The following is an 18860-nucleotide window of genomic DNA, read 5'->3' as shown; positions in this document are numbered from 1 at the left end:
GTGACGAAAGAAGAAAAGTCGGGCAGCTTTATGCAATCTGTCACATAATCTGCCATTCACCTCATCTTTCCAGACTAATCAGGGTCAATGAATAGCTTTGAAAATGTTATGATCAGAATAACCAGGTACTTTATAAAAACCTACTGGCTGTCAGGTGCCTTCCTGTATTTGATTGCTGGTCATGTTTCCGGCCAAACCATACTGTTTTCGGGTGAGAAAAATCAAAACTGGGATTTATACGCATTAAACATAGAAACCGGAGAAATAAGCCAACTGGCCTCACATGAGTTAAAGGACTTTCAATCAGATTATAGTCCATCCAATCATGAAATCGTATTCGATTCATACAGAGATGCCAATCACAGAAATATTTTCAGACTGGATTTAACCACCCAGAACCTTTTCCAATTGACAAGCCTGAGCTCCCGAGATGGTCACCCGGTTTGGTCTCCTAATGGACAAAAGATTGCCTTTCAATCTTCGAGAACCGGTGATTCAGAGGTATTCATTATGGATCGTAATGGACGGAATATCACTCAAATGACAGAAAGTGCTGGATTTGATGGTATTCCCAAATGGTCTGCCGATGGTCTTCATATCGCTTTCAATAGTAATCGAACTGGTTCTCCTCAAGTCTTTGTCATCCATCTGGCTGACCATAAAATTGATCAGGTCAGCAATGGGAATTATCCCTGTTTTATTCAGGACTGGATTTCTAAGGACGAGCTATTGGTGACTGCTAAAGTCGATGGACAATCTCAATTGCAGATTGTTCACATCACTAATGGAAGTCGCATTACACTTGATACCCCTGGACATGTGACTTATGCCAGGAGCAATGGTAAAGGGAAAATCGTTTTCACTCAGGAAAATGAAGAGGGAATAGCCGAGGTTTTTCTAATGAATCAAGACGGTAGCCATCTGACCCAGCTTACGACTGATAATATGAACAAGAGATTTCCGGCTTTCGCTGCTTATTGATAGTCTTTCCTTGCCGGACTAAAGACATCCAGTAATCGGCAATCGGTAATGGCCTTACCTGAGTGTTTAACGTTTGAAGGAATGACCGCCACGTCACCAGCCTTCATCAGTTTGGTTTCTCCCTGCAAGGTTAGTTCGAACTCTCCTGAGATTACCTGCGCAGCTACCTGCTCATGTACATGAGAGTGCTCAGGCAGCACGCTTCCGGCTTTGATATCCCAGTAAGCCAGGGTCATATTTTCCGTATGAATCATTTTGCCTGAAAAACCAGGGAGTAACTCTTTAGCCGGGACGTCTTTGAGATTTATGAAGGGCATTATTGAAAGATTTTCTGTTCCTCGGCTTCCTGCAACAAATCATCCTTATTGATTGGAACAACGCCTACATACTCACAAACCAAACCTCCTCCGAGATTGGCTAATGCTGCCGTACGTTTTGCATCAAGCCCAGCTGCCAGTGCACAGGCCACAATACTGATTACAGTATCCCCCGCACCAGATACATCTGAAATCTGGCGGATATGTGCCGGAATATGGTGGGTTTCTCCATTGTCTTTGATGAACACTCCATGTTCAGAAAGGGTAACCATAACCATTTTAGCTCCCAAAGCCTCCTGAAGTGCCTTTGCTGCTAACTTCACTGATTCCATATCCTTCGGATCAACGTCCACTTTCAAGCCTTCTCTCAGTTCCTTCAAATTAGGCTTAAAGAGTGTGGCTCCTTTGTAATCCAGGAAGTTTCTCTTTTTTGGATCAACTACAGTAGGGATACCTAATTCATTAGCTGCAGCTATGGTTTCCGAAATAATGGTCTTGTTAATGACTCCTTTGTCATAATCTTCGAAAATAACCACATCACATTCTGGCAACAGGTTTTTGATATGAGCCAAGAGGCTTTTCTGCTCAATTTCGCTCATGTCTTTGTCCGACTCAGAGTCAACACGCAACATCTGATGAGATCCGGCCAGTACTCTTTCTTTTACTGTAGTGACCCGTTCAGAGCTGGTAATTACTCCTTTGTCAGGAATACCCCTTTCGCGAAGTCTTTCCAAAAAGAACTCACCATCAATATCGTCACCAACAATAGCACAGGGAATTGGTGTAGCACCAAGCGACTGAACGTTCAGTGCCACATTCGCAGCTCCCCCCAGTCGCTTTTCCTTGCTTTTAGCCAATACAACAGGCACAGGGGCCTCCGGTGAAATTCTGCTGACAGCTCCCCAGATATATGAGTCGACCATTACATCGCCAATGACGAGGACCTTGAGTTTGCTGAAAGCTTCAAAAAGTGATTCCGCGTTGTTAAAAGTCATTTATTGCAATTTTGCTAATGCTGTTTTCATCTGACTGATAGCATTTCTCAGGTCTTCTTCTGAAGCAGCATAAGAAAGTCTGATACAGTCAGGATCTCCAAAAGCCCCTCCGGTTACCACTGAGACATGTGCATTTTCAAGAATGTACATGGCCAGATCATCGGCATTCTCTACCGTTGTGCTGCCATCAGATTTACCAAAGTAAGAGCTCACATCCGGGAAGAAATAGAAAGCCCCCTGAGGCATATTGGTTTTGAAACCGGGTATTTCATCTAAAAGCTCTTTCACCAGGTTTCTGCGTCTCAAATACTCATCGGCCATGGCTTTGGTCGGACCCAAATCGGTAGTCAATGCGGTAAGAGCGGCTCTTTGTGCAATAGAACAGTTGGCGGAAGTAAACTGACCCTGAATTTTATTACAGGCCTTAGCCAACCAGGTTGGGGCACCAATATACCCAACTCTCCAGCCGGTCATGGCAAAACCTTTAGCCATACCATTCACGGTGGCTGTTCTTTCCAACATACCAGGCAATGCCCCTATACTGGCATGGGCCCCGGTATAATTGATATGCTCGTAAATCTCATCAGAGATGACAATCATATTTTCATGCTGAAGCACTACTTCGGCAATGGCTTCCAGCTCTTCTTTTGTAAATACAGAACCTGTCGGATTACAAGGAGAAGAGAAGATCATGGCCTTGGTTTTCGGACCAATGGCTGAAGCAAACTGCTCAGCAGTTACCTTAAAATCATTTTCGATACTTCCCTTTACATAGACAGGAATTCCTCCTGCCAATTCAATTAGGGCAGAATAGCTTACCCAGAATGGAGAGAACACCACTACTTCATCACCTTCATTAATAATGGCCTGAAAGATATTGGCAATGGACTGTTTGGCTCCGTTAGACACTACTATCTGATCGGCAGTATAGTCGAGACCATTCTCATTTTTGAATTTGGCAGCAATAGCTTCTCTAAGGTCGAGGTAACCATTTACGGGCGGATAAGCGAAATATTTTCCCTCATCGATCGCCTGTTTAGCACCATCCTGAATATGTTGAGGTGTTTTAAAATCCGGCTCACCCAGACTTAGGCTGATTACATTAATACCTTTGGCTTTATACTCTCTGGCCTTGGCTGCCATGGCCAACGTAGCCGATTCGGCCATGTTTAAGATGCGGTCTGAAACCATGTTCATTTTAAAAATCTAATCGTAAATCGTTCTTGTTAATATACTTCGACCCAGAGTAAGTTCATCGGCATACTCCAACTCGCCTCCAATAGGTATTCCTCGTGCAATAGTAGTGACTTTTATGCCCAAAGCCTTCAACTTTTTAGTGATATAGAAAGCAGTTGTATCACCTTCCATAGTCGGACTCAGGGCCAGAATCACTTCTTCAATCTTAGGATCACTTTTATCAATCCGGCTAAAGAGTGAATCGATGTGCAGATCTTCAGGCCCAATGCCTTCAATAGGTGAAATGACTCCTCCCAACACATGATATAATCCTTTATACTGTGCTGTATTTTCAATGGCCATTACATCAGGAGTATCCTGCACTACACAGATGGTAGACAAATCTCTGGTTATCGTTCTGCAGGTACAGTCGGTGGTGTCTGAAATCATATGACAAGTACCACAGTACTGTATATCTTCTCTCAAATGATTTAAAGCAGAGGTCAGATTGGAAGTAGATTCCTTGTCCTGCTTCAACAGATGCAACACCAATCTCAGAGCTGTTTTCTTTCCAATTCCTGGCAGCTTTGAAATCTCTTCTACGGCATTCTCAACAATTTTCGGAGGGAAGTTCAATGTCGGTTCGGGGAAATAATTACATGACTGTTGCGGTGATACCCGCATCCAAAATACTTTCGCACAGAGGTCTAAGCTCCTTGAATGTACCGTGCTTTACGGTGCATTTCCCCTTGTAGTGAATCAGGAGTGTACACTGTTCTGCCTGTTCGGCTGAATGTTTACAGACCTTCATTAAGATATTGATTACATGCTCAAAAGTATTTACATCGTCATTGAATACAACCAGATCACACAGGTCTTCTTCAATCACCTCTTCCAACACATCAACGCTTTCTTGCTCTTGGTAGCTTAATCGCATATCTATCTAAATTTGGGTCAAATTTAATGAAAATCATCTGCATAACCAGTTGGTGGGCATTGGTTAATCGGAAATCAGTAATCAGTGTATCAGTGATCTGTCTCTTCTCAGTCATTGCGAGGAACAAACTTCGCCATAGCGGAAGGTTGTGACGAAGCAATGACCGTAACCAAGGATCAAAGTGAAATACTCGTGCCCTGATTTCCGATATACTGTTTTCTGATCGCTGATATACTGATATATTTACCCCATGAGTCCAACCCTGGTTATTGCCCTAATAGGTGGCTACTTCCTGATGTTGATTGTTATTGCACGATTGACTTCGAGAGGGGCCAATACACAGACTTTCTTTACTGCCAACCGCCAGAGCCCATGGTACCTGGTGGCTTTTGGTATGATTGGGGCTTCTCTTTCAGGGGTAACCTTTATCTCCGTGCCGGGCGAAGTAGGTAATAGCTTCTTCACTTACTTCCAGGTGGTGATCGGCTATTTACTGGGCTATTTTGTGATTGCCACAGTACTCATGCCCCTTTACTATCGGCTCAACCTGGTTTCCATTTATGGTTATCTGGAGCAGCGATTTGGTTTCTGGTCCTATAAAACGGGCTCCGCTTTCTTTCTGCTTTCAAGGGTAGTAGGAGCCAGCTTCCGTTTATTTCTGGTAGCTATCGTTTTGCAAACTGCCTTATTTGATGCCTTTGGTGTCCCCTTCTGGGTAAGTGTGATGACCACCATTTTGCTCATTTGGGTCTATACTTTTAAGGGAGGCATTAAAACCATTGTCTGGACAGACACTCTTCAAACATTGTTCATGCTCACGGCTGTAACAGTGACTATCTTCATTATTACCCGTGAAATGAACTGGTCTATTGGTGAGGCATTTGCGCAAATCAAAGAGAGTGAAATGTCCCAAATCTTTGTCTGGGACTGGAGCAATAAACTATTCTTTCCCAAGCAATTCATCTCCGGTGCCCTGATCGCCATTGTGATGACAGGACTCGATCAGGATATGATGCAAAAGAATCTGACTTGCCGAAACCTGAAGGAAGCTCAAAAAAATGTCTTTGGCTTTAGCGTAGTATTGATTTTCGCCAACCTGCTGTTTTTAGGGATGGGGGCCTTACTCTTTCTATATACCAACAGTCAGGGAATTGCCATACCTGAGAGAACAGACACGCTTTATCCCATGCTGGCCCTGAATCATCTGGGGACTTTTGCCGGAGTTGTCTTCCTGCTTGGAATCATTGCCGCAGCATACTCCAGTGCTGATTCTGCTCTGACAGCCTTAACAACCGCTTTTTGTGTCGATTTTCTGAATTTTGAAAAGAAGGAAGAAGAAGAGAAGAAGAAAACACGACTGAAAGTTCATATCGGTTTTTCTGTACTGCTGTTTCTGGTGATTCTCATCTTCAACGCCATTAATGACGATAGCGTTATCAACTCCATCTTTAAGGCAGCAGGATACACCTATGGTCCATTACTGGGCCTCTTCAGTTTCGGATTGCTTACCAAGAGGTCGGTTATAGACAAGTATGTCCTTCCGGTGTGTTTAGCAGCACCTATTTTATCTTATTTCATTGAAGTAGCCAGTGACAATTGGTTCGGTTTCTTTATCCTTGCCCTGAATGGAGCTCTGACCTTTATCGGCTTGTTGCTGATCTCAAGGAAGTCTTAATTCTCCGCGGTTACTTTTACCACCAAGGTCGCTGAGAGCGCAGAGTTTTACTGTGTAATCCGCTTTCTCAGTTTCACTTTAGATGCATTTCTACGCCTACGCATGTTGAGCAGTTCAACGGTCAATGAGAAGAACACGGCAAAATAGATATAGCCCTTTTCAATATGCTTTCCTATACCTTCAAGTACCAGCATAAAGCCGATCAGAATCAGGAAGGACATGGCCAGCATTTGTAATGTCGGGTGCTTATTGATGAAAGAACTGATCTTTCCGGCAAAAGTCATCATAACGATCATGGCCAGAACCACTGCCACAATCATGATCATAATATGCTCTGTTAAACCTACAGCTGTAAGAATGGAGTCGAAAGAGAATACCATGTCCAAAGCAACGATTTGTAGGATCACCTTACCCATCGTGGTAACCGTTTTGGTTTTCTCCTCATGTTCATCCAATTCCAGCGATTCATGAATTTCAGTTGTACTCTTACCAATCAGGAATAAACCACCAAGAATTAGAATCAGATCTTTAATACTCACATCATGATCGAGTAAATTAAATAGGGGCTCAGTAAAACCAATAATCCAGCTGATCCCTAACAGCAGGCCTATACGCATTACCAAAGCAAGGGCAAGCCCTATATTCCTGGCAGTTCCCTGCTGTTTCTCAGGCAATCGATTAGAAATAATTGAGATGAATATGATGTTATCGACTCCCAGAACAATTTCGAGAAATGTCAGGGTAAGTAATGCGATAACACCTTCAGAGGTTAAAAGAGCTTCCATTGAATCGTTTTATTCTTCCTTTTGATTTTTTGCTTCACTTGAATAATTCAAGATCGACTTGTTGATAAATCTTCGAACTGGTTTTTCCAGGTCTTTCTGTCTGCGGTCTAAGGTAACGTGCAATTTGAGCGCAATGGCATCTTTCTTAATTGAATCTACCTTCAAACTGAATTTCTCCAGGTTGATATTTTTAAACTCAGACTTTAATGAGTCAACCAGGTAGTTTTCCAGATGATCTACATTTTTCAGTACATCCGGCAGAAACTCAAAGTCAAAGCTGAGCTTCTTGAAATTTTTCTTGGAGCTATTGACAACGAAAGACGAGGCCATCAGAGAATTGGGAATGTAAACAATCTCGTCTTCATCATTGAGCAGCACAACATTGAGCAGAGTAATATCCAGAATTCTACCACTATGCTCTCCAATCTTCACATATTCATTCAGTGAGAACTGATTCGAGAACATGAGAATCAGGCCATTGATCATATTCACAATGTAGTCTCTGGATATAATGGCAATTGCAGCTGCTACAATGCTGATTGAAGTAAAAAACTCCTTGGTTTCAATGTTGAAGTAATAGAGCAGAGAGATCAGCAGAATGATTACCTGCAGAATTGAGGCAATGCGGTTGATACCTACAATGAAGTTGTCTTTATAATCTGACTCCTTATGCTTTCTCTTCAGGTATAAATAGACCAAAGAAATTCGGCCGAAAGAAACCAGCAAAACACTGGTGAAATAGTAGAACAGAGCGGGCAGTATATTCCTGTCCAGGTGAAGTCTGTTGAAACTCTCTTCATAAAAGACCCTCCACCCCAGTCCTATCAATAGGATAGCAAGTTTTAAAACGAAAAAGAATCTCCGTTTGCCTTCCTGACGAGATTGCTCGATGGGCCGATTGGTTTTTGTGCTTCTGCTCAACTCAAATAATTATACCCGCGAAATTAGTTGAAAAAGAGGAAACTAAAGTGCCAGCTCCTCGTTCGGGTCCCAGAAAACCTCCCTGAAGTTTTGGACCTTATCATTTTTCACTTCAACGCCTTCTGCCTCGAGGCGTTCCTGCATACGGCTTGGCGTTTCAAAATGATGTTTACCGGTTAATATACCAGCCCGATTGACTACCCGATGGGCGGGTACATCGTCCAGGCCATGAGCTGCATTCATCGCCCAACCTACCATACGGGCACTCCCTTTAGTTCCCAGGTAATTGGCAATTGCACCATAGCTGGTTGCTCTTCCTTCCGGAATTAGTTTAACCACCTCGTAGACGTCATTAAAAAAATTACTGTGGTCTTTGGCCATGGTTTGAAACTACAAAAAAGTCCTGCACTTTTCGGTACAGGACTTTCAATTTCAGTTGGCTAAAGTCAATTAGCCGCCACCAGCAAAGAACCCTAGTAGTCCCATCATATTGAGGAGCACCAAAAGGATGGTTATTGGACACACGTAGCGGATAAAAAACACAAAAGCATTGGAGGCGAATGTCTTGGGCTTCCACATGGGAGAACCTGTATCCAGCTCATTAACTATTCGCTCAATTGGCATTTTCCAGGCCACATAAATACAGGTAATGAAGGCCACTACAACGATGAAGAAAGTACCGAAGAAGAAGTCGAGAATATCCTGAAAACCCGTATAGGTGCTTCCAAACATGGTCATATTCATTTCACTAAAGAAGGCTGAACCGCCCTGTGATAAGGCTGAAGGAATTCCTACAATGAATAAGAGTATACCCACTACCCAGGCTGATTTACTTCTACTCCACTTCTTCTCATCCATGAAATAGGAGGCAGGTACTTCCAGCATGGATATAGATGAGGTCAAGGCGGCTACAGTAAGTAGCAGGAAGAAAAACGCTCCGATAATGGCACCGCCAGGCATACTACTGAAAATCTCAGGCAATACCTGAAATACCAATGTAGGGCCTGCCGCAGGGTCTTTGCCAAAAGCAAAAACTGCCGGAAAAATCATAAAGCCTGCTAAGAGGGCCACTCCGGCATCCATTAAACCCACCCAGATACCTGAGCTGATAATACTGGTCGACTTGGGTAGATAGGAACCATAGGTGATCATGATACCCCAACCGATACTCATGGAGAAGAAGGCTTGTCCCAGTGCCACCAAAAAGGTGGTCGCTGAAATTTTACTGAAGTCAGGGTTCATATAGAAATCTACCCCTTTCATAGCTCCTTCCAGCGTAAGAGACCTTACGGCCACAATAGCGATGAGCAGGAACAGGATAGGCATCAACACTTTGGCTGCCTTTTCAATTCCTCCGGAAACACCTCCCCGTACAATAAAAATAGTGATGAGAGTAAAGAGCCCCATCAGCGGGATAGTGTTCATAGGGTTTGAGGCAAATTCCTCAAAAGTACCACCTGAGCCACTGATTGATTTGAAGATGTAGCCGATTGTCCAGCCTGCAATATTACCATAGTACGACAAAACGAAAAAGCTAACGCATAGTGCTAAAATAGCTCCAACCCCCATAAAGAAAGGGTTAGCTCCGGTGTCTTTAAAGGCACCTATCGTACCTTTTTTGGTCATTCGACCGAATCCCATTTCTGTAAAAAGTAGTGGCACACCAATCAGCACCACACAGAGCAAGTACACTAAAACAAAAGCGCCTCCCCCATTTTCACCTGTGATGTAAGGAAAGCGCCAAATGTTACCGAGCCCTACGGCTGAACCGGCAGCTGCCATGATAAATCCGAACTTGGATCCCCATTGGCCACGATTTTCATCGCTCATTTTAACGGCCATATAAAAGTCTTTAAGGTTAAGTTTGAAAAGTTTTAACAAAGAATATTCTTCAATTTCTACATAAAAACCAAGCAAATTTTATCAGATGAGTTATTACCAAAGAGAAGTCTGTTTCAGGAGGTTATGAATGGCAATCGATTATCTGCCGTTCTCAATTAAAACTTGAGTTTCTGCCCAAAAAAATTAGTTTGTCCGGCTTCATAAACATTGATATTGAACAAAATCTAATCCTAACAGTAGATTTTTTATGGCAGAGAAAAAGGAAGAATTTAGTAATCGGTGGGGGATCATTCTTGCCGCACTGGGTATGGCCATTGGTGCCGGTAACCTTTGGAGGTTTCCAAGGATAGCCGGAGAGCATGGGGGTACATTCATTATTTTATGGATGTTCTTTCTGGTCATTTGGTCAATCCCATTGTTGATGGCAGAATTAGCCATCGGTAAACATTACAGAAAAGGAACACTAGGTTCGCTCGGGAGCCTATCGGGAAAGAAGTTCAACTGGATGGGTACATTCGTTACTCTGGTGACGGTTGGAATTGCCTTTTATTATTCAGTAGTAACAGGCTGGTCGTTTAGGTACTTCCTTCTGAATACCGAAAACCTGGTGAATTACATTTTTGGCTCAGGGGCTATGAATGAGAAGTTCGCAGATCCTAATGTGAACTTCATGGAGAATTTCTGGTCCAGCCTATCGAATTCAAGCTGGCAGGCAGTACTCTGCTATATGTTCACCATTACCATAGCCATCTGGGTGCTGGGTAAGGGTATTAAAAAAGGGCTGGAAAAGACAAACAAGATTTTAATTCCAACCCTGTTTATACTGCTTTTAGTAGTATCTGCTTTTGCGATCCAAATGCCGGGAGGTGTTGAAGGACTTGAATACCTGTTTACCATAGATGTCGCAAAGTTTAAAGATCCAATTATATGGATTGAAGCGATTACCGATTCTGCCTGGAGTACAGGGGCTGGTTGGGGTTTAATGATTACCATCGGGTCCTTCTCAAGAGATAAGGAAGATGTTACATTAAACACCTTTCTTGGTGCATTTGGTAATAATACAGCAGCACTTTTGGCAGCTATGGCCATTCTGCCAGCGGTTTTTGCAATGGCTGCTACACCTAATGAAGCCATTGACTTCCTGCATGGAGGAAATACAGCCCTGGTATTTACTATTCTACCTCAATTATTTGCACAGATGCCGGGAGGGCCTTTCCTCTCCTGGATTTTCTTCGGAGCCTTTGCCATGGCGGCCTTTAGCTCCATATTACCCATGATGCAACTGATTATCCGTAATCTTACCGACTATGAGATACCTAAGAAAAAGGCAGCCATCATTGCCGGTGCTTCTTGTTTCATCATAGGATTCCCATCTGCTTGGTGGCTCGACTTCTTTGAGAATCAGGACTGGGTCTGGGGCGTAGGTCTTTTAGTGAGTGGAATCTTTATCTCGTTCCTGATTATCAGATACGGACCTATGAAGTTCAAAAAGGACTTTATCGATCAGAACTCTGACTTCAAAGTATCCAAACTATACTTTGCCGGAATGATCTACTTCAACTTTGTCGCAGGCTTATTCCTCGTTTATTGGTGGATGAATCAAGGATACAGTGACTACCCTTGGTTCGATGCTGAAGGCAACTGGAATCTGTTCGACAGATTCAGCAATGCTACCATTGTAACACAATGGGCTGTGGCACTCATTATTGCCGTAGTATTTAACAAATGGTTCTACAAAAAATTCGTGAAAAAATGAGTCAGGAAGCAATAATCGGAATGATCATATGCCTTACAATTACGGTAGGGGGATTCTTAACCTTTCTTTGGATAGCCTTAAATGCTGACAAGAAAGAGAAGAAGGAAGAAATGAATTAGTAATCAACCGGAGCGGTTTAAGCTAAGCCTTGATTTGCTCAGCAACAACCGCTATCCCTTCATCAAAAGAATGAGGCTCGTATCCTAAAACGGTACGGGCCTTTTCTATTAAGAGGCCTGTCCTGGGAGGGCGCTTCGCTGTTTGAGTAAAACTACTGGCATCTGCCCTCTGCATAGTACTCGTGTCCAGATGAAAGAAGCTGGCCGTTTTTATAGCCATCTCATAAGGGTTGAGCAGATCCTTTCCACAGATGTTAAAAACTCCCGGTGCCTTTTTCTTAGCAATCAGATAACAGCCCATGGCCAGATCTTCAGCCAGGGTTGGGCTTCTCAACTGATCATCAACCACCTTAATTTCTTTACCCTCTTCCAGGCTTTTCTTCACCCATAAGATGATATTACTTCTGCTCATATCATGAGCAATTCCATATACCAGTACTGTTCTGGCTATAGCATATTGAATAGTGGAGTTCTGAAGTAGCTTTTCCGCAGCCAGTTTACTTTCGCCATAATAGCTCACGGGATTTGGCTTTGCCTTTTCATCATATGGCCCCTCTTCACCATCAAAGATGAAGTCTGTAGAAAGATGAAGCAGAAAGCAGTTATTCCTGGTCGATGCCTCTATAAGGTAATTGACAGCATTCACATTTTGGTCCCAGCAGGCTTCCTTTTCCAGTTCACACTGATCTACATTGGTCATGGCGGCTGTATGGACAATTACTTCAGGTTGATAGGTTTCAATTACCCTCAGCACCTGATCTCTATCGGTAATATCCATCTGATCATAGGTGTAATCTGCTTCAGGGAAAGGCAATCGGTTTACGCCTCTTGCCGTAGCAATTAGCTCATCTTCACCTTTATCTAGCAGGAGTTTGACTAGTTTTTGACCTAACAAACCATTAGCACCTGTGATTAGTATTTTCATGCTTATTGTTCTTCTGGATATTGGATTCCGTACTTCTTTGTGATTTCTGACTTGGGCATCTCTACTACTTTCCCGGTCATGCGAACTTCCTGTACAGGTCTGTCTCCCCTTCCGGTTTGAACTGCCGCAATCTTATCAATTACATCGAGGCCTTCTACTACCTTCCCGAAAACAGTATACTCTCCGTCTAGGTGTGGCGTGCCTCCTGTAGTAGCATAAATTTCTCTGGCCCAATCGGGATAACCCGGATCAGTCTGGTCACCAAATTCCTTTTCAATGGTTTCAATTGAATTCCATACCAGCTGTTGATAGGCTTCATTGAAGTTATAAGTAGAATCTTCTTCACTTTTGGTTCTATGATATTCTACCTTCTCTATCAGTTCAGGGTATCTCTCAGACCGATACATTCTGGTGAATAACCCATTGAGCTTAAGGTATTGCCTGCGCTCTGCACGACTGGCCAGTCCCTCATCATCATAGGTTTCTCCCTGTACAATGTAAAACTGTGATCCGCTGGATTTTTTCTGAGGGTTGGTAGCATCGCCTGTTCTTGCCGCTGCCAAAGCTCCCTTCTCATGGATATATTTTTCAGGACGGAATTCAGCATCAAGCATGTAGTCTACTGCTTCCCCTGCTACACCGGTAGAAACATCGCCAGTCTGAATCATGAAATTTTCAATTACCCTGTGAAATAGTACCGAGTCGTATTGTCCTGATTTCACCAGCCTGAGAAAGTTTTCCTTATGGATTGGCGTGTCATCATACAAGACTGCCGTCATTTCACCATATGGTGTTGAGATCACCACGAGCTCATCTTTTTCAGAAGAGCATGAATTGGCGAAGAGCACCACTGCCACCAACAGGGTGGCAAGGCTTAGTCTTTTATTGAATAATGAAGTCATATCCATACTTTTCAGCGATTTCCTGTTTAGGCATTTCTTCTACAGTCACAGTCATGACTACATCTTCTACCGGTCTGTCACCAGGTCCTGTTTGTGTTCCGGCAATTTTATCCAGGACATCAAGTCCGTCAATCACTTGTCCAAAAACAGTGTAGGCACCGTCCAGGAAAGGAGCACCTCCAATAGTCTGATAAGTTTCTTTCTTATTGGCTGTCATTTCAGGACTCTTCACCTTGATTCCTGTTGCCTCTTCTAACTGATCGAGGGTTGACATAATTTTCTCTTCATACGCCTTATCTCCACCTTGCTCGTAGGCTTCGCGGTAGATTCTGTTCAGGTCATGGTCGGGTAGAGCGTTCATTAAATACTGAACGGCACTTCCAACCGCCTGGAAGTTGGTTCCGGAGAACTGAGAAATACTGGCATCATTCAACACCTGGCCCTGTACAATATAGAATTGGCTTCCGCTGGAAGCTCTTTCCGGATTAATCTCGTCTGCTTGTCTGGCAGCAGATAATGCTCCTTTCTTGTGGTAGAACTCCGGATTGATTTCAGCCGGTACAGTATAGCCCGGGCCACCATTTCCTAGTCTGGCACCTCTTTCTGCTCCTTTGGAATTGGGATCACCTCCCTGAATCATAAAGCCCTGAATCACGCGATGAAATAACAAGCTATCGTAAAAACCTTCATTCACCAGTTTCAGGAAATTGGCTTTGTGCTGTGGTGTCTCATCGTACAGTACCGCCTTCATTTCACCCAGATTTGTCTTAATTGTAATCAGATAGTCATTTCCGGTCAAATCGACTTCTCTGGCAACATCACCCGTTGAAGATTCAGTTTTTGAACCTTCACATGCCATTACAGATAGAATAACTGCTACAAAAAGGCCTAAAACTTTAACTTTATTCATCATTGAGTTTCTCTTTAATCTCTTCTAAAATCTCTTTTCCACCCGAAGATAATACTTCATTCGCAAGTTGCTCTCCCAACTTCTCCGCATTGGTCACCGGGCCTCTTTTTTCCTTAAGAATTCTTTGCCCACCATCCAGACTAATGATTCCGCCTTTAATTTCAATCTCTTCGCCAGTTAGTTGAGCCAAACCGAACACAGGGATACTGCAACCGCCATCCATGGTTTTCAGATAGGCTCTTTCAGCGATGAGGCAGGAGGCTGTATCGTCATGGTTAAGGATCTCTTTTACCCTATCTCTCTTTTCAGAAGAAAGTGTTTCATGCACCTCTATAGTCACACTGCCTTGCCCAACTGCAGGGATAAATTCATTCAGATTGAGCTTGGTTTTGATTTTGTCATCATAGCCCATTCGGTGTACTCCAGCATAGGCGAGCAATAGTGCATCACATGCTCCTTCTTCCATCTTCCTGATTCTGGTCTGTAGATTTCCTCTTACCGGGACCGTTTTCACATGGGGATAAAAATGACGAAGTGTTGCCACACGTCTGGTACTGGAAGTTCCCAGCAGTAAATCAGGATCTGACAGAGAAACATTCTCCTTATGACTGATCATCACGTCATTAACTTCTTCGCGCTCCATAAAGGCAATCAGTTCAAAGCCATCGGGTAAGCTGGACTGCATATCTTTAGCGCTGTGAACGGCTATATCAATGTGGCCATTGGCCAGTTGCTCTTCAATCTCTTCAGTGAAAACCCCTTTGCTACCAATTTTCGCAATTGAAACATCGAGCACTTTATCTCCCTTTGTTTCTATGGTGATAATCTCTGTGGTTAAACCTGCAGCCTCCAGCATATCTCTTACATGATATGCCTGCCAAAGTGCCAGTTGACTTCCCCTCGTTCCTATTCTAATATTCATCAGGCCTTTAATTTGGAAATAGTCCCTTTCTTTTTGGGTTGATTTCTTTCGATGTATTCCACAATCTTTCCGGCAATATTCACTCCCGTGGCTCTCTCAATACCTTCCAGTCCCGGAGAGGAGTTTACTTCCAGAATCAGTGGCCCACGGCTAGACTGCAACAGGTCTACACCTGCCACTGATAGTCCCATGGCGTTGGCAGCTTTTACCGCTACAGTTTTCTCTAATCTGGATAGCTTGACTACTTCAGCTTTACCCCCGCGGTGAAGGTTACTTCTGAATTCACCTTCCTGTCCGGTACGCTTCATAGCTCCCACGACTTTGCCATCTACTACAAACACTCTTAAATCAGAGGCTTTGGCTTCTTTGATAAACTCCTGGACAATGATTCTGGCTTTCAGGCCATGAAAGGCCTCGATTACCGATTGGGCTGCCTTTCTGGTTTCGGCCAACACCACTCCCAGCCCTTGCGTGCCTTCTAATAATTTGATGATTACCGGAGCTCCGCCTACGTGATCGATCAGACTCTTTTCTTCTCTGGAATAATTAGTGAAAGCTGTTTTAGGCATAGGAAGACCGGCTCCACCTAAAAGCTGTAAACTTCTGAGTTTATCTCTCGATCTGACAATGGACTGAGAGTAGGTAGTGCTGAAAACACCCATCATTTCAAACTGTCGGACAACAGCAGTACCATAGAATGTAACGGAAGCTCCAATTCTGGGTATCACCGCATCGATATCGGTTAGCTCTTCCCCCAAATAATACACCTTTGGACCTGTTTCCTCTATGGTGAGGTCACATTTCAGGTGATCAATCACCCGGGCTTCATGTCCTCTTTCTGTAATAGCTTCTACCAGTCGTCTGGTAGAGTACAATTGACTATTTCTTGAGAGTACTGCTATCTTCATTTTTATATTTCTTTTGAAATGACAGGTTCTTTTTCCTTACGTCAACCACAAACCCCAATCGGAGTAGTTTTCTGCCTAACAATATAGGGTACTTCATCTTGCTTCTGTCAGAAAGAGAGAATTCCGCAAGAATTTTATGCCCAAAAAGCTCTACATGTGTCCTGACGACATAGCGTTCTTCTATTTCTCCATTAGAACTTTTTATCCTTTTCTGGACGAAATTGGTCGTTGAAAACTTTCTGGCCTTCTTTTCATGAATGCGATTACCCGGAATATAGAAGCTGAGGACAGACTCTCCATTCACCTTTTTCACCTTTACTCTTGAGCAATTAATGGCAGAAGTATAAGCCCCTGAGTCAACTTTTGCATCAATATCAAAGAGTTGAAAGTCAGGCAAGTCTATTTTATCTGCCCTACCAATAGTAATCGCTTTCTTAAACATCTAATTGCTTTTGGCCCTCGCAATTTGTGCAATGGAAAGCGATAAATCAAGGAAGAGGATTTTAGGGTTGGCATTACGCTCAACATGATACTGTGCTTCATCGAAGCTGGGGGAAATTCGGGCAATCTTTTCCGGGATAAAAACTCCGGCAAACTTTTCAATAAAGCCTTTCTCAAAATCGGGTAATCGCGAAATGTTCTCTGCATCAACACCTTTCAGCATGGTTTCACGCATATAATTGCTGGCCACTGACAACACATTGATTTGAAATTCCTTCCCTCGCTTCTGAAAATCATCAGCCAGCTTCACCAATGATTCAAAGTTGTAGGTGAAGCATTGCCTCATCCAGTCCTTGAAATAGTCATTAGTATCGTTGGTACTTCCTTCGATCTCAGAAAGTGCCAAACGCAGATTTCCATTAGCCCGATAGGCTATACGGCTGATTTCTTCTTCTGACAAGCTGCTTTTTTCGATGAGAACATTTCTCACGTTTTCATCACTGAAAGAAGGAATGCGTAATTGCTGTGCCCGGGAGAGGATAGTGGTCAGTAACCTATTGGAATCATTGGCTACAAGCAGGAAAATGGTATCCTGAGGTGGCTCTTCCAAAATCTTAAGGATACCATTAGCAGCATTGACATTCATCAATTCCGGTTGCCAAATGATCATTACTTTGTACTTACCCTCGAATGATTTGAGCGATAATGCTCTGATGATATTTCTACTCTCCTGACGCGGGATCATCAATAGCTTATTCTCCCAACCGAAGTGGTTGCTCCAGTCACTGACGTTACCATAAGGAGTTTGAGTAAGAAAGCTTCTCCACTCTACCAGAAACTTCTCGCTGGTAGCGTCTTCCCGTTTGAACTTTGGAGTTGCTGCTGATGGGAATACAAAGTTCACATCAGGATGAATGTATTTACTATTCTTAACACAGCTGGGACATGCTCCACAGGCATCCGTTTCACCGGGAGCCTCACAGTTAAGGTAAGTAGAAAAGGCCAGTGCCATAGCGAGATTGGCAGATCCTTCGGTACCCACAAACAACTGTGCATGGGCCACATGATTTCCTTTTACTGCTTCAATCAGCTGACTTTTAGTGCTTTCTAATCCTGGTATATCCTGAAACCTCATGACTTTTCCCAAATTCTATATTGAGCAGTTTCATCAAATATATGTTGAATCATTTCCTGCTCCACCTGATCGTACTCCTTATTTCTTCTATGCATTACAGCTTCGGCTACCTCTTTAAACTTTCTGATCTGGAAAGTCACAAAGCCTGAAGCCCCTCCCCAGGAGAAAGAAGGCACGAAGTTGCGAGGGAAACCGGAACCGAAAATATTGGCTCCTACTCCAACCACGGTTCCTGTATTAAACATGGTATTGATTCCGCATTTGGAATGATCGCCCATCATTAAACCACAGAACTGCAATCCGGTATCGGCAAATCTTCCGGTAGAATAATCCCAAAGCTTGACCTTAGCATAGTTATTCTTGAGATTGGATGTATTGGTATCGGCACCAAGGTTACACCATTCTCCCAGTACGGAGTTCCCCAGGTAACCATCATGGCCCTTATTAGTGTATCCGAAAACGACAGAGTTGCCTATTTCTCCTCCTACTTTAGAATGAGGACCGATGGTGGTATCTCCCTTGATCTTAGCCGCCATGTTCACATGTGATCCTTCACAAAGAGCAAAGGCTCCGCTAATAATAGCTCCTTCATGCACCTGTGCATTTTTACCTATATACACCGGGCCGTTCTCTGCATTGATAATAGCAGCTCTGATTTGTGCTCCTTCTTCTATGAAAAGATTCTCCTTTCCATAAACAATGGTATGTGGATCTGACAAGGGCTGAGAAGTCCTCCCTGAGGTAATCAACTTATAATCTGCAATGATCTGCTCTCTGTTCCTGGAGAAGATATCCCAGGTGTGCTGGATCAAGGTAACCGGCTCGGGATAGGCAATTGACTTACCTCCACCAGAGTGTCTAGCGAGAATATGATCGCCTGCCACCAATTCTTCGCCTTCTTTCAGGCTATTAATAGCAGCAACTACTGCACCATCAGGGCATAGCGCTCCATTGACTTCAAGAGCGGTCTGAATTGGTTCAAACTTGTTTTGTAAATATTCCTGCGTGCTGAAACCACACAGAAACCCTCTCCTTTTCCACTTTTCAGTGATGGTGAGAATACCTACACGGATTTCAGCTACCGGACGGGTAAATGTGAATGGCAGTAACTGTGTTCTGATCTGGGGAGAATCGAAAAGCGAAATGTCCATGCACAAAAATAAAAAAGTCTCCATCTGAAAAAATGGAGACTTCAAATAATGCTTTGTGTATT

20 protein-coding genes are annotated in these 18860 nt (G+C 43.3%); 3 read left to right on the top strand and 17 right to left on the bottom strand.

All coding sequences use genetic code 11. The annotated features are described in order from the left end of the window. Window positions 1–87: 87 nt before the first annotated feature. Entirely contained in the window at window positions 88–981 is an 894-nt protein-coding gene (locus ACOOEY_RS12625) for a TolB family protein (protein WP_420385076.1), read from the top strand. Here the strand turns inward: ACOOEY_RS12625 and ACOOEY_RS12620 are convergent. From ACOOEY_RS12620 to ACOOEY_RS12600, 5 genes are read right to left on the bottom strand one after another with little or no spacing between them, the layout of a single operon-like run. Further along, complete coding sequence (locus tag ACOOEY_RS12620) at window positions 975–1298, bottom strand: cupin domain-containing protein (RefSeq protein ID WP_420385075.1); 324 nt, start codon at window positions 1296–1298, stop codon at window positions 975–977. The genes ACOOEY_RS12625 and ACOOEY_RS12620 overlap by 7 nt on opposite strands. Then, window positions 1298–2293, bottom strand: a complete 996-nt coding sequence (locus ACOOEY_RS12615; RefSeq protein WP_420385074.1) for a bifunctional heptose 7-phosphate kinase/heptose 1-phosphate adenyltransferase — start codon at window positions 2291–2293, stop codon at window positions 1298–1300. The genes ACOOEY_RS12620 and ACOOEY_RS12615 overlap by 1 nt, the downstream gene beginning before the upstream one ends. After that, complete coding sequence (locus ACOOEY_RS12610; RefSeq protein ID WP_420385073.1) at window positions 2294–3490, bottom strand: pyridoxal phosphate-dependent aminotransferase; 1197 nt, start codon at window positions 3488–3490, stop codon at window positions 2294–2296. A 9-nt stretch (window positions 3491–3499) separates the two neighbouring features. After that, on the bottom strand, window positions 3500–4105 hold the full coding sequence (gene recR / locus ACOOEY_RS12605; protein WP_420388655.1) for a recombination mediator RecR: 606 nt from the start codon (window positions 4103–4105) through the stop codon (window positions 3500–3502). Between the two features lie 19 nt (window positions 4106–4124). After that, window positions 4125–4406, bottom strand: coding sequence for an ATP-dependent Clp protease adaptor ClpS (locus ACOOEY_RS12600; RefSeq protein WP_420385072.1), 282 nt, complete (start codon window positions 4404–4406; stop codon window positions 4125–4127). 250 nt (window positions 4407–4656) lie between these two features. On the opposite strand from ACOOEY_RS12600, the gene ACOOEY_RS12595 reads away from it, so the two are divergent. Then, entirely contained in the window at window positions 4657–6081 is a 1425-nt protein-coding gene (locus tag ACOOEY_RS12595; protein WP_420385071.1) for a sodium:solute symporter, read from the top strand. Between the two features lie 47 nt (window positions 6082–6128). On the opposite strand, the gene ACOOEY_RS12590 is transcribed toward ACOOEY_RS12595, so the two are convergent. The 4 genes from ACOOEY_RS12590 to ACOOEY_RS12575 all read right to left on the bottom strand — a co-directional run bounded on the left by ACOOEY_RS12590 (window position 6129) and on the right by ACOOEY_RS12575 (window position 9617). Further along, on the bottom strand, window positions 6129–6866 hold the full coding sequence (locus tag ACOOEY_RS12590) for a TerC family protein (protein ID WP_420385070.1): 738 nt from the start codon (window positions 6864–6866) through the stop codon (window positions 6129–6131). A gap of 9 nt (window positions 6867–6875) precedes the next feature. After that, window positions 6876–7787, bottom strand: a complete 912-nt coding sequence (locus ACOOEY_RS12585) for a mechanosensitive ion channel family protein (RefSeq protein ID WP_420385069.1) — start codon at window positions 7785–7787, stop codon at window positions 6876–6878. 42 nt (window positions 7788–7829) lie between these two features. Further along, entirely contained in the window at window positions 7830–8168 is a 339-nt protein-coding gene (locus tag ACOOEY_RS12580; protein WP_420385068.1) for an MGMT family protein, read from the bottom strand. Window positions 8169–8237: 69 nt separating this feature from the next. Next, window positions 8238–9617 (bottom strand): sodium-dependent transporter, encoded by a 1380-nt coding sequence (locus tag ACOOEY_RS12575; protein ID WP_420385067.1) that lies wholly within the window; start codon window positions 9615–9617, stop codon window positions 8238–8240. A gap of 259 nt (window positions 9618–9876) precedes the next feature. On the opposite strand from ACOOEY_RS12575, the gene ACOOEY_RS12570 reads away from it, so the two are divergent. Further along, entirely contained in the window at window positions 9877–11385 is a 1509-nt protein-coding gene (locus ACOOEY_RS12570; RefSeq protein ID WP_420385066.1) for a sodium-dependent transporter, read from the top strand. A gap of 141 nt (window positions 11386–11526) precedes the next feature. On the opposite strand, the gene ACOOEY_RS12565 is transcribed toward ACOOEY_RS12570, so the two are convergent. Genes ACOOEY_RS12565 through ACOOEY_RS12530 form a run of 8 tightly spaced genes read right to left on the bottom strand, consistent with a single transcriptional unit; the run spans window position 11527 to window position 18798 of the window. After that, entirely contained in the window at window positions 11527–12429 is a 903-nt protein-coding gene (locus ACOOEY_RS12565) for an SDR family oxidoreductase (protein WP_420385065.1), read from the bottom strand. Window positions 12430–12431: 2 nt separating this feature from the next. After that, the gene (locus ACOOEY_RS12560; RefSeq protein ID WP_420385064.1) at window positions 12432–13331 is read right to left on the bottom strand and encodes a peptidylprolyl isomerase; all 900 of its coding nucleotides are present in this window, start codon (window positions 13329–13331) and stop codon (window positions 12432–12434) included. Continuing rightward, entirely contained in the window at window positions 13312–14244 is a 933-nt protein-coding gene (locus ACOOEY_RS12555; protein WP_420385063.1) for a peptidylprolyl isomerase, read from the bottom strand. The genes ACOOEY_RS12560 and ACOOEY_RS12555 overlap by 20 nt, the downstream gene beginning before the upstream one ends. After that, complete coding sequence (gene hemC / locus ACOOEY_RS12550; protein ID WP_420385062.1) at window positions 14234–15163, bottom strand: hydroxymethylbilane synthase; 930 nt, start codon at window positions 15161–15163, stop codon at window positions 14234–14236. Before hemC ends, ACOOEY_RS12555 begins: the two co-directional genes overlap by 11 nt. Further along, a complete protein-coding gene (rimK, locus tag ACOOEY_RS12545; protein WP_420385061.1) occupies window positions 15163–16071 on the bottom strand; it encodes a 30S ribosomal protein S6--L-glutamate ligase in 909 nt (302 codons plus the stop codon). Before rimK ends, hemC begins: the two co-directional genes overlap by 1 nt. Then, window positions 16043–16513, bottom strand: coding sequence for an ATP-dependent zinc protease (locus tag ACOOEY_RS12540; protein WP_420385060.1), 471 nt, complete (start codon window positions 16511–16513; stop codon window positions 16043–16045). Before ACOOEY_RS12540 ends, rimK begins: the two co-directional genes overlap by 29 nt. Further along, the gene (locus ACOOEY_RS12535) at window positions 16514–17647 is read right to left on the bottom strand and encodes an ATP-binding protein (RefSeq protein ID WP_420385059.1); all 1134 of its coding nucleotides are present in this window, start codon (window positions 17645–17647) and stop codon (window positions 16514–16516) included. It lies immediately after the preceding gene. Further along, window positions 17644–18798 (bottom strand): GlmU family protein, encoded by a 1155-nt coding sequence (locus tag ACOOEY_RS12530; protein ID WP_420385058.1) that lies wholly within the window; start codon window positions 18796–18798, stop codon window positions 17644–17646. The genes ACOOEY_RS12535 and ACOOEY_RS12530 overlap by 4 nt, the downstream gene beginning before the upstream one ends. Window positions 18799–18860: the final 62 nt, after the last annotated feature.

Source organism: Roseivirga sp., from assembly GCF_965216855.1.
GTDB lineage: Bacteria > Bacteroidota > Bacteroidia > Cytophagales > Cyclobacteriaceae > Roseivirga.
This window is presented reverse-complemented; position numbering and strand designations above follow the sequence as displayed.